General features: G+C 39.8%; 10 protein-coding genes and 1 tRNA gene. 8 read left to right on the top strand and 3 right to left on the bottom strand.

Annotation, left to right across the window (positions count from 1 at the left end):
• Positions 1–21: 21 nt before the first annotated feature.
• Both rpsU and B5X76_RS07590 read left to right on the top strand, forming a co-directional pair.
• Positions 22–213 (top strand): 30S ribosomal protein S21, encoded by a 192-nt coding sequence (gene rpsU / locus B5X76_RS07585; protein WP_021069236.1) that lies wholly within the window; start codon positions 22–24, stop codon positions 211–213.
• Positions 214–389: 176 nt separating this feature from the next.
• Positions 390–477, top strand: a tRNA-Ser gene (locus B5X76_RS07590).
• A 115-nt stretch (positions 478–592) separates the two neighbouring features.
• Here the strand turns inward: B5X76_RS07590 and B5X76_RS07595 are convergent.
• On the bottom strand, positions 593–1,654 hold the full coding sequence (locus B5X76_RS07595) for a fatty acid desaturase family protein (RefSeq protein WP_079642505.1): 1,062 nt from the start codon (positions 1,652–1,654) through the stop codon (positions 593–595).
• A gap of 446 nt (positions 1,655–2,100) precedes the next feature.
• On the opposite strand from B5X76_RS07595, the gene B5X76_RS07600 reads away from it, so the two are divergent.
• Positions 2,101–4,602, top strand: coding sequence for a cation-translocating P-type ATPase (locus B5X76_RS07600; protein ID WP_079642506.1), 2,502 nt, complete (start codon positions 2,101–2,103; stop codon positions 4,600–4,602).
• A 202-nt stretch (positions 4,603–4,804) separates the two neighbouring features.
• Positions 4,805–5,329 (top strand): hypothetical protein, encoded by a 525-nt coding sequence (locus B5X76_RS07605; protein ID WP_079642507.1) that lies wholly within the window; start codon positions 4,805–4,807, stop codon positions 5,327–5,329.
• A gap of 113 nt (positions 5,330–5,442) precedes the next feature.
• Here the strand turns inward: B5X76_RS07605 and B5X76_RS07610 are convergent, their stop codons facing one another.
• Positions 5,443–5,856, bottom strand: coding sequence for an SRPBCC family protein (locus tag B5X76_RS07610; RefSeq protein ID WP_079642508.1), 414 nt, complete (start codon positions 5,854–5,856; stop codon positions 5,443–5,445).
• A gap of 237 nt (positions 5,857–6,093) precedes the next feature.
• Between B5X76_RS07610 and B5X76_RS07615 the strand changes: the two genes are divergently transcribed.
• From B5X76_RS07615 to B5X76_RS07630, 4 genes are read left to right on the top strand one after another with little or no spacing between them, the layout of a single operon-like run.
• The gene (locus B5X76_RS07615) at positions 6,094–7,422 is read left to right on the top strand and encodes a gluconate:H+ symporter (protein ID WP_079642509.1); all 1,329 of its coding nucleotides are present in this window, start codon (positions 6,094–6,096) and stop codon (positions 7,420–7,422) included.
• A 28-nt stretch (positions 7,423–7,450) separates the two neighbouring features.
• On the top strand, positions 7,451–7,924 hold the full coding sequence (locus B5X76_RS07620; RefSeq protein WP_245800992.1) for a RidA family protein: 474 nt from the start codon (positions 7,451–7,453) through the stop codon (positions 7,922–7,924).
• Positions 7,925–7,927: 3 nt separating this feature from the next.
• A complete protein-coding gene (locus B5X76_RS07625) occupies positions 7,928–9,034 on the top strand; it encodes a D-TA family PLP-dependent enzyme (protein ID WP_079642510.1) in 1,107 nt (368 codons plus the stop codon).
• 7 nt (positions 9,035–9,041) lie between these two features.
• Positions 9,042–10,124 carry a dipeptidase gene (locus tag B5X76_RS07630; RefSeq protein ID WP_079642511.1) on the top strand — a complete coding sequence of 361 codons (1,083 nt, stop codon included), beginning with the start codon at positions 9,042–9,044 and terminating at the stop codon, positions 10,122–10,124.
• A 133-nt stretch (positions 10,125–10,257) separates the two neighbouring features.
• Here B5X76_RS07630 and B5X76_RS07635 read toward each other — a convergent pair whose 3' ends face one another.
• Entirely contained in the window at positions 10,258–11,553 is a 1,296-nt protein-coding gene (locus B5X76_RS07635) for an amylo-alpha-1,6-glucosidase (protein WP_079642512.1), read from the bottom strand.
• Between the last annotated feature and the right edge of the window lie 223 nt (positions 11,554–11,776).

Raw genomic sequence — 11,776 nt, forward strand, 5'->3', positions numbered from 1 at the left:
GGAAGGAGGTATACAGGAACTATGATTATTATTAATGTTAAAGAGGGAGAATCTCTAGATAGAGCATTGAAACGCTTCAAGAAGAAATTTGAGAAGACGGGTGTAGTACGTGAGCTTCGTGCTCGTCAAGCATTCGAAAAGAAATCTGTATCACGTCGCATCCAAGTTAAAAAAGCGATTTACAAACAAGGGTTACAACAAGAACAAGCGTAATTATTGTTTACAGTATAAAAGAGACCAACTGAATAAGTTGGTCTTTTTTATTGTATATTATTTTATAATAAAAAGATTATTTTTTTTATCCTGAGCCACTTAGAAAAAAACAGATAAAATATGTTGTTTTTCTTTTTTAAAAATGACTTAAAATTGTATCTTCGTGCTCCACTAAGGGAGAGATGTCTGAGTGGTTGAAAGAGCAGACCTGGAAAGTCTGTATACGGGATGACTGTATCGTGGGTTCGAATCCCACTCTCTCCGCAAAAAAAAATCCTTTATCGAAAGATAAAGGATTTTTGCGTTTAGAGGAATGAAGAACCCTTCGGGCATAAAAAAAGCCTTCATTACAAAATGAAGGCTTTTTGATATTATTATTTTACCTAGACATCGATTGAATAACTCCCACATGCGACTTGAATGCAGTCCAGAATGAATTGAATTCATTATATGGGATATTGTACTCATGACAAGTCTGTTGTACGATACGATTAATCGCAGGGTAGTGTACGTGACTTATTTTAGGAAAGAGGTGATGTTCTACTTGATAATTAAGTCCGCCCAATATCCAGGTCAAGACCTTACTTTTAGTAGCAAAATTAGCAGTAGATTGGATCTGATGAATCATCCACTCTTCTTCAACTTTAGATTCATTGATAGTTTTAAACTCTGTATGAGCCACAACATGGGCCAGCTGAAATACTGTCGCTAAGCTTACTCCACATACAGCACCCGCTACCAATAAGCCGATGAGGGTCGGTAACCAACCAACCAGTACGATCGGCAAGACAATGAATAATCCAAAATGAAGGATTTTACTCGCCCAAAAAATAAGTTTCTCCTTGAGTGGGAAGTGAAATTTCTCTGAGGTAATCCCCATTTTTTGTCTAAAGTACTTTTCATAGTCCTGATAAAATACCCAAGCCAGATAAGACACCCCGTATAACAACGGGAAATAAAAGCGTTGATAACGATGATGCTTTTTTAATTCTTGATCATGGTGGATACGCATGAATTTTATTTCAATATCATGATCTTCACCGTCTATGTTGGTATATGTATGATGTGCAATATTATGTTTTAGCTTCCAGAAATAGATATTAGCTCCCAAAAGGTTAAGCGTGTAAGAGAGGGTAGTATTCAGATTTTTATTAGAGGAGAAAGAATTATGCCCAGCATCGTGCATGATGTTAAAACCAATTGCTGCTAGGTTGAAGCCAAAAAGTATACACAGCAAAATACTGATAGACCAATGTGGTTGTACAAATACCAAAATACTATATAAAGTAACAAAAGTAATTAAGAGAATCGTGGCTTTGATAAAAATCCTTCTATTCCCTGTTTTTTTTTGCAAAGTGTCTTTGAAATAATCGTTGATTTTTTGTTTAAGAGATTTTGAAAACAATGTATTTACATTGCTAAATTTGATTGATTGATTCATTAAATATTAAATGGGGTGTTCATATTGATTGCTAAATTACAGTTTCAAATTAAATTAGCTTTTCTGTAAATATACATTAAAAAAATGGTAATGCGTGAGGTGCTAGGTTAAATGAATGTTAAATAATTAACTATATCGGACTGTAGATTTAGCTGATATCAATACATATTTCCTGAACCTTAGAGGAGGATAAGAGCTTTCATCATTTACAATAGCAGATAGTTACGCTAAATGTATGGCCTTGTACTATCTTTTTTAGAGCTTTAAATATTTTAGAAACCTTATTAAGGTTTAGTCTGGATGGTGTTTGGTTTTTTTACCTTCGTATTAAATCTTAAAATAGAAAAGATAGTTTTGGTTTGGGATATACAACGTTTTTTGATTAAGTTTATACGAGGAAATATTTTGAACCTCTAATCCTCTGTATAACAAATTATTAATAAATTATGGCTTATAACATTCCAGAACAGTTTCAGGGGCTATCAGACGAACAGGTACAGCATTCCAGAGAAGAGTTTGGTTACAATCAGATGGACAGTATGCGTAAGAGTACTTGGTTAGATATGCTGTTAGGTATTCTGAAGGAACCTATGTTAATATTATTAATTGCTATTTCTGTTATTTATCTGACGATAGGCGATTACGGTGAAGCTGCATTTATGCTCGTCGCCATAATCTTAGTGTCGGCAATTTCGTTTTATCAGGACAATCGAAGTAAAAAGGCACTTGAAGCTTTAGAAAAGCTGAATGAGCCGCTAAGTAGCGTGATCCGTAATCGAAAGATCATATCGATTCCAACACATGAGATCGCGGTAGGGGACCTATGCATCACCGAGGAGGGAAAGATTATCAATGCTGACGGTAGGATTGTCCATAGCAACGATTTTTCCGTCAACGAATCCCCTCTTACAGGAGAGAGTCTTTCTGTATTTAAAAATGCAGAAAGTGACAACAATAAAGTGTACAGTGGCACGATTACAGTATCTGGATTGGCGGTATTCGAAGTGGAAAAGATAGGTAAGGAAACACGTATCGGTAAAATAGGAGCTTCTATAGCTGAGATTAAAGAGGAGGAATCTCCGCTACAAGTGCAGATCGGTAAATTTGTGAAAACTATGGCTGTCGTCGGGATAGCCGTCTTTCTTCTTGTTTGTGCTGTAAATTATTATCATACCCAGGATTTATTGGCAAGTTTGTTGAATGGTCTTACCTTAGCGATGTCTATACTTCCTGAGGAGATTCCTGTGGCATTTACGACATTTATGGCGCTGGGATCATGGAAACTTATGCAGCAGGGGATCATCATCAAAAAAAGCGCAATTGTAGAAACATTAGGTAGCACTACTGTCATTTGCACCGACAAAACGGGGACCATCACTGAGAATACAATGCAATTGAAGCATCTATATGACTACCAATCGGAAAAGATTTTTAATAGAAATGAATTCAATGATGCTAGGTTAGAAGCATTGATTGATTACGCGATGTGGAGCAGTGAACCCATACCATTTGATCCGATGGAAAAGACCCTACATCGAGTATATCAAGAGACGAGAACGGAAGACTCTAGGCCAAACTACATTCTATTTCACGAATACCCTTTGGAAGGTAAGCCTCCAATGATGACACATGTTTTCGAAAATGAAGTCAAACAGCGTATAGTAGCAGCCAAGGGGGCGCCAGAAGCTATTATTCAGGTATGTGATTTAAATGATCTTGATAAGGAAAAAGTAAGGTCCGTAATAACAACATTGGGACAACAGGGTTACCGTATACTAGGGGTTGCCAAATCGACTTTTGAAGGCAATGAATTTCCAGACAAGCAACAGGATTTTGACTTTAAGTTTTTAGGTTTAGTGGTGTTTTATGATCCACCCAAAAAAGGTATTAAAGAAGTTTTTAAACAGATTTACGAGGCAGGGATTAAAGTCAAAGTAGTAACCGGGGATAATGCTGATACAACTCGTAGTATTGCCACACAGGCAGGAATTCTTAATGCATCGAAAGCCATAGAAGGAAAAGAGATCATCGATTATTCAGATCTAGAAGTAGAAGAGGCGGCTAAAGATAATGTGCTATTTACCCGGATGTTTCCTGAGGCCAAGCTTACAGTGGTCAACGCATTGAAGCGGCAGGGAGAAGTTGTAGCCATGTTGGGAGACGGCGTGAACGATGGCCCTGCATTAAAGGCGGCCCATATTGGTATAGCGATGGGGAATAAGGGGACAGAAATCGCAAAAGCTGCTGCTTCCTTGGTGATTACTAATGACGACCTTGGCAAGTTGATTATAGGGATTGCTGCGGGTAGAAGAATATATACCAATATCAAGAAGGCAATACAATATATTATCTCGATTCATATTCCGATTATTCTCACAGTCTCATTGCCACTTTTCTTGGGCTGGATATTCCCACAGATATTTACGCCGGTACATGTCATCTTTTTGGAGCTTGTGATGGGACCGACCTGTTCGATCGTATACGAAAACGAACCTATGGAAAAGAATACGATGCAAATTCCGCCTCGTCCCATAACCGATACTTTTTTGAATTGGAAAGAGCTTAGTATGAGCGTTGTTCAGGGGGTGATTATTGCGATAGGGGTGCTCTTTGTTTATCAATTTACCGTGTCCCAAGGAGGTGGGGAGCAAAAGACACGAGCAATGGTATTTACTACACTGATTTTTGCCAATATATTATTAAGTTTCGTTAATAGATCTTTTTACTACTCTGTTTTAGAGAGTTTTAAAAATAAAAATGTGTTATTGGTAGCGATTACTCTCTTTACATTGTCGATGCTTCTCGTGATTTTGTATGTTAGTTCCGTGTCGGATTTCTTTTCTGTGACAAGTCTATCTATTTACGAGCTTGGTCTCTCGCTCGGGATAGCTTCCATTTCGGTACTATGGTTTGAAGGCTATAAATACATAAAGAGAAAATCAAGATAATGCCTTATGTTTAAGTTGTCTTTGTCTTAAATTTTAGTTTATAATTCAAGGGGTATGGAACAGGCTCTCGATGTTTTGATGGTATTTGGAAGGAATAGTTTGACAACAAGGGGTGTCCACTACCGAAATTGTCATGAGATAAGTTTTTATAAACAAAGCTTCCATAAATTTGGTTTAAGGTTATGAACTAGAATAAATTATTATGGACACAGCAATATCTCAAAAGTTAGCGGTCATTATCCCTGCCTACCGCATGCACACTCAAAGTTTTTTACAGGTATTGGATGGTATATCCGAAGAAGATGCTCTTAAAAGGGTAGATGGACGTACCAATCATCTTGTTTGGATGGCAGGAAATTACGTTAACATGCGTTATGGAATGGCGCATGTGTTAGGATTGCCAGACACAGACCCTAATCACGATTTATTCTTTATGGGAAAATCATTGGACGAAAAGAACCACTATCCAAGCTTAAAAGAACTGCTCGCAAATTTTCATTCGATCTCAGCTAAGGTGTATGCAAGATTACTGCTGGTTACCGATCAGGAATTGGCTGATGCATTCCCTATGGGGATGGGGATTCCTTTTATCGAAGAAGACAAGTTGAATTTTATCGGTATGTGTATAGGGCGGGAAGATTATCTTTGCGGACAGATGGCGTTAATGCGTCGTATATTAAATTACGAAAGTATAAGATACGACCTGTTGACCGACGTCGACTATTAGAAATACGCCTAGCAAAGTCATACTTCGTACAAGATAAAATGATGGCAATTGCCGAGGCATGGAACTTTGTTATGTCATTAAGTTCTAATGTCCTCTTTGCTTTCTGAAATAAATTAACGTCCTGTCTTGGTTAAACCTTCACAATACGTTTTCAATCGCAGGAGAAACATGGACCAGTTATAATTACACCATTGATAGTACTCGGTCATGGCGCGCCAGTCGGAATGTTTCAGTATTACTGCGGTTTGGTTATTCCGTTCCGAAAGGTCAAATGAAATCCGAGTCCCGATCCATTCCTTATCGGAATCCACACATTCCCAGCGGATACGAGTATCTTGTTGTAATTCAATGATCTTCATCTTGGTAATCTCGGCTTCATTAAAGTCAAACTCATTGATAAAGCCCACTTCCGGTTTAACAATAAGTTTTTTTGTCCAGATTTCAGAAAGACCATCTTGCGTAGTTAATACCTGATAGATTGAAGAAGCAGGTGCTTTTATATAATTTACAAGTTCAATGCTTTCCATTGTTTAGATGATTGTATAAAATGAACGTTCAGTATGCCCGTTTATTGATTTAATTCTCTATGTAAGCAAATTTAAAAAAGCAGAAACAGTTAAAACTTGCCATCTGACAAGTTTTAACTGTTTTTAAATTTATTGTTTTTGATGGATTGTCTTGAAAATTACTATATTAGGGAGTTAATCGACCAAAAGCTTTCCGATAGATAGCTTATAAACCACAATAACTGATTTATAGATTAGATGATATTTGTAATTGTACTTCTCAGCTTGTTACTGCTGATTGTCAGCATAAGCTATTTTAAGATCAATGCCTTTCTGTCTTTTCTCCTTGTATCTATATTAGCGGCTATTGCCCTTGGTCTTCCACTGTCTCAGATTCCAGCAACTCTTGAAAAAGGGATATCTGCGATTATGGGAGGACTGACACTCATTATTGTACTAGGCGCTATGCTCGGTAAAATAATTGCAGAAAGTGGAGCCGCGGAAAATATAGCTGCCGTAATGGTTCGGTTATTTGGAGTTAAACATTTACAATGGGGCATGGCATTTACAGGTTTTATCGTAGGTATCCCTCTCTTTTATGGGGTAGGCTTTGTGCTGCTTGTGCCTTTAATTTTTTCGATAGTTTACAAGTATAAACTACCCGCTGTTTATATTGGGCTACCAATGCTTGCCGCGTTATCGGTTACGCATGGTTTCATTCCCCCACATCCTTCTCCTGTTGCACTTGTCGTCCTGTTTGATGCCGATATGGGTCTGACACTGATTTATGGCTTATTAGTGGCTATACCTGCTATTGTTGTTGGAGGTCCATTATTTGGACGTACTTTAGGAAAGATTAAGAGTACTGATGCCAATTTTTTTCAACCGGTGCAACATGATCAGAACGAATCAAAGTATACGATACCAGGTACCGGTATTAGTTTTATCACTGCCCTGTTACCGGTCTTTCTCTTGATACTCTTTACCATACTCCCGTATGGTATTGCAGCGTCCAATATCTTTGCCCATGACCTTATCCGCTTTTTTGGTTCCCCATCAATTGTGATGTTGTTTGCCATCATTTTTGCGACGTTTACCTTAGGAATAAATCGAGGACGGTCCATCCGCGATGTGATGTTAATCTACACGGATGCGGTCAAAGATATAGCGATGATCCTATTGATTATAGCCGGATCCGGGGTATTTAAGCAAGTGATGGAAGAGAGCGGTGTAAGTGTGCTCTTAGCGGAGAGCCTCCGATCGTTAGCTATACACCCCTTGATATTAGCTTGGGTCATAACGGCCATTATTAGAGGGTGCGTAGGCTCGGCCACCGTCGCGGCATTGACCGCGGCTACTGTATTATTACCATTGACACACGCATCACATGTCAACCCCAATTTAATGGTACTCGCCATAGGGGCAGGAAGTTTGATGTTCTCACATGTCAATGACGCTGGTTTTTGGATGTTTAAGGAATACTTTGGATTGACAGTGAAGGACACATTACGCTCTTGGTCGGTGATGGAAGCTATTGTTGCGATTGTCGGACTTATAGCAGTACTGATATTGTCCTTTATTATATAAATAATGAATAATTTAAAAAGAAAAAAAGATGATGTATAATGCAGATGAGCAATTTGAAAAATTAGGATTAACATTACCTCCAGCGCCAACACCTAAAGGTGTTTATAAGCCCTACGTTATTGATGGAAAGTATCTCTACCTATCTGGTCATGGCCCTGTGCAGGATGATGCCAGCTTGATTATCGGTCGTATTGGTCGAGATATGGATGCAGAGGCAGGGAAGCATTCTGCCAGACAGGTCGGGCTGACGATGCTCTCTACAATAAAGACAAATCTAGGCTCGCTCAATAAGGTCAAAAGAGTGATCAAAGTTTTAGGGATGGTCAACTGCAGTTCCGATTTCGAGCGGCATCCTTATATTATTAATGGCTGTAGTGAGCTATTTGCAGCAGTATGGGGAGAGGAGAATGGTATCGGTACCCGCAGCGCGGTGGGATTCGGTTCCCTTCCCGATAATATTCCAGTAGAGATAGAAGCCTTATTTGAACTACACGAGGATTAGCAAATGAAACATTGGTATGAAGTAACCAACGTGGACAGCATTGATTCGCCGGCCCTTTTGGTGTATCCCGAGCGTATTAAAGAAAATATACAGATAATCAAGAGTTTTGTCGGTGAGCAGTGTAACCGTTTGCGTCCGCATGTCAAGACCAACAAGATGGTCGAGGTTTGTAAAATGATGATTGAAGAGGGGATACAGCAGTTTAAATGTTCTACCATTGCCGAGGCCGAGATGTTGGCGCTAAGCAATGCCAGAGATGTACTGATGGCCTATCAGCCTGTAGGACCAAAAGTAGACCGATGGATTCAACTTATAGAAGCTTATCCCAATACTAATTTTGCCTGTATTCTGGACAATGTAAGCAGTATAGAAGTTTTAGGGCGGCATGCAGCTAAAAAGGGATTAAGGCTCAACGTTTTTTTGGATATAGATGTTGGTATGGGGCGTACAGGAGCTTCAATTTCCGAGGTGCCTCATCTGTGGAATAGTCTCTGCGGTTACGATAGCTTGGTGTTGAAAGGTGTGCACGGCTACGACGGGCATATTAGCAATCCCGATCAGGACATACGTTTGCAGGAAAGCGAACTTAGCTATAAGATATTAAAAGAAGCTTTTGACTATTTGCAACTGAAAAATCCCAATATCTTAGAAATAGTCATAGGAGGTAGTCCTTCTTTTTCTAGCCATGCGACACGTTCCGATGTCGTATGTAGTCCGGGCACCTTCGTCTTTTGGGATTGGGGATACCGCCAGCGTATAGCTGAACAACCATTTCTCTACGCAGCAGTCTTGTTGACTAGAGTTATTTCCATTATTAGCCCTACCCGTATCTGTGTAGATCTGGGCTATAAGGCCGTCGCATCAGATCCTCCGCTTCCTAGGGTTCAGTTTTTAAACGCAAGCGGTCTTGAAGTCATCTTCCAGAGCGAAGAACATCTCGTATTGTCCGTGGATGATAGTAGCCGGTATTCATTAGGTACAGTATTGTACGCGGTACCGACACATATTTGCCCTACAGTCAACCTCTATAACAGTGTGTCTGTTATACAAGAATACCATAACAAGACAACATGGCAAGTGATCGGTAGAAATAGGAAGCTTAATATCTAACAACAAAATGAACAAACAACTCCCTTTTTTAATAGATGGGCATCTAGACTTGAGTATGAATGCGATGGAGTGGAATCGTGACCTGCGTCTGTCCATTAGCGAATTGAATGCCCGAGAACAGCATCTGCAGGACAAGCCAGATCGGAGTAAAGCTACAGTGACATTTGAAGAGTTACGTCGTGGCAATATCGGCCTCGTCGTTGCTACGCAGATCGCGCGGTTTGTCGAGCCAGGTAGCACACTTCCGGGTTGGTATTCCCCAGAGCAAGCTTGGGCGCAAACTCAGGGGCAATTAGCATGGTACAAGGCTATGGAAGCAGGTGGGCATATGTGCATGATTTGTACCAAAGAGCAGTTGGATCAGCACCTAAATCTCTGGAGAGACGGAACGTCTAACATGGACAAACCTATAGGGTATATCCTTAGTCTTGAGGGAGCCGACTCGCTGGTAGATATAAGCTATGTAGAGAAGGCTTATGCATACGGGCTTCGGGCTATAGGTCCGGCTCACTATGGACCAGGAAGGTACGCTAACGGAACCGATGCTAGTGGTAAGTTGAATGCAGATGGCGTTTCCCTCTTGCAGGAGATGGATCGTCTTCATATGATCCTAGATGCTACGCACCTCAATGACGATGCTTTTTGGGATGCGCTCAATCGCTATAAAGGACCTATATGGGCTAGTCACAATAACTGTCGCGTATTCGTAGATCACAACAGGCAGTTCAGTGATGATATGATCCGGGCACTGATCGAACGTCAGGCGGTCATAGGCGTAGCGCTGGATGCCTGGATGATGGTTCCTAACTGGGTACGTGGACAGTCCACACCAATAGGCACTGGCTGTAACATGGAGATCATGGCCAATAACATAGATCACATATGTCAGATTGCAGGCAGTACAGATTATGTTGCAGTAGGTAGTGATCTAGATGGTGCATTTGGACGGGAGCAGTGCCCTTATGATTTGGAAACAATAGCAGATATTCAGAAGATATTTACTATTCTCGAAAAAAGAGGATACAGTGTAGAGGACCAAGCTAAAATAGCTCATGGCAACTGGCTTCGTTTCATGAGGTCTTCATTATAATGTTGAATGCCTAGTGCCTTCAAATATGAACTAAATTCATTCCGCCTGTTTTTTCTTACAATCAGGAAAAACAGGCGGAAATATTTGCTGCCTCTCGAATGATGATCGAAGCACTGTAAGAACGTCGAAGGCGTTAGCTTTGCGATTTTTCTAATAAAGAAATGGCATCAAATAATACACCAGCTTCTCCTCTAAAGGTTCCAGAGCCCTCAGGTTTATTGTCTTTTGTATACCATTCGTAAAAACCCTTATTTTTAATAACACGATCCAGCATCGGTTTCATTTGTTCGTACGCTTCTTTTTCAAAACCATTTTTTACCAACTGCTGTATCATACGGCCACCGAACCATGTCCAATCCCCGCCATTTTGATAGCCATAAGGATACATACCTTTATTTTTGAATGAACCGGCTGGATACGTTGGGTAGATCGTTAAGCCTATTGTAGCAGCACCAGATTCTTTTACATTTTCCACCATTTTATCCAATGAAGTTTTTATTTGTTCTTTCGTTAACAAGTTGGCTTCGATCGCAATTGCAGTGCCCCCGTGATAGTAGATTTGGTTTTCATCAAAATCCGAAGAAAAGGGAGATCCATTGATGTAAATATGAGGTATGAATTTTTGATTCTTTCCATCCCAAAGATGCTTCATCGTATTGGTTGCAATACGATCTCGAATAGATTGCCACTGAGATGCTTTTTCAGGAACGAGTTCTATGTAATTATCTAAAGCAATCAAAAACATGGCATTATCATAAATGTCTAATGCGATGTGCGAATTTTCGTCCAGGTGAACACCCCAATCATGTTCAGGTTGTACATCTCCCCAATCGACCGTAGTAGCACCCCAGATCAAACCATATTCCTTGTTATATCGTTCATTCATCAAAAATTGGAGTGCAGCTTCCATTTTATCTCTAACATTACTGTTCCCCACTTTTACGGATAAAAAGGCGCTGTCCTGAGATGCTTTTACGTACTTGTAAACCGCTTGAATCAGTGATGTTTCTTGATCAGTTTCTACAGTGTTTTTATGGGCCGCGTAATCGGGAGCGAGTGGGTTTGTGATAGAGTAATAGTCAGATACTCCATTTTTAAAGCTCGATTTTTTCACAAAACCATCTGCGATATTACCATCTGGTTCCTGCAACTTAAAAAATAGGAGTAATTGGTCCTTAATCTGTTCGTGCGGGTGTACCTGCGTAGCAAGATTAATAAATGTGTTATAGTCTCTGATCCACACCTCGCCATAGCCGTCCCCAGCGTTAAAGCCAGATTTTATCGTAACAGTAGCCATATCTTTGACCAGCTGAAAACTACTGTCGTTTTTCATGTCGGTCTGCCACTTTTCCGATACTGCTTTATTTCCATTTGGATTGCAGGCAGAGAAGAGGATAGAAGATGTTAATAGAAAAAATAGGTTTTTCATCGTATGGAGTGTTTAATTAAAATGCGTCCCCTATCCGAATATCTTAATATAGCGTAGAATTACACATACAAGTGTTGCTCCAAGCCTTCAAAGTAGCACTATTCTGCAACAATAAAAATAGCCGAACCGACAGAGCGAATAGGGTCGATAAATCACATTTGTTTAAAGGTTTAAAAATTAATATGTATGAACATACAGATATATGTTTATTTTTTAATTACAA

Origin of the sequence: Sphingobacterium nematocida (genome assembly GCF_900168125.1) — a bacterium.
Taxonomy (GTDB): domain Bacteria; phylum Bacteroidota; class Bacteroidia; order Sphingobacteriales; family Sphingobacteriaceae; genus Sphingobacterium; species Sphingobacterium nematocida.